Genomic DNA, 262 nt, shown 5'->3' with positions numbered 1-262 from the left:
GGGACAGCACCACCACCAAGGCAACGAGCGCCACGAGCCACTACGGCACATCGTTGAGGGGCGCCCAAACGTGGCCCCAGAACTTCACAGACAGGGCGACGGCGGTGACGTCCACAATGGAGGTCATGGCCCAGTTCAGGAAGTACAGCCAACCGGCCGTGTACGCCATCTTCTCGCCGTAAAACTCACGGGCGTACGAAACGAAAGAGCCCGACGTCGGACGGTACAGCACCAGCTCGCCCAAGGCCCTCAGGATCAGGAA

General features: G+C 62.2%; 1 pseudogene. It reads right to left on the bottom strand.

The window, feature by feature from the left end:
- Window positions 1-43: 43 nt before the first annotated feature.
- Window positions 44-262: pseudogene (locus tag SB772_RS42375) on the bottom strand (L-asparagine permease); the annotation flags it as partial.

It is taken from the genome of Paraburkholderia sp. SIMBA_030, assembly GCF_046535245.1.
Lineage (GTDB): Bacteria > Pseudomonadota > Gammaproteobacteria > Burkholderiales > Burkholderiaceae > Paraburkholderia.
Note: the sequence above shows the minus strand (reverse complement) of the source record. Positions and strands in the feature narration are given on the sequence as shown.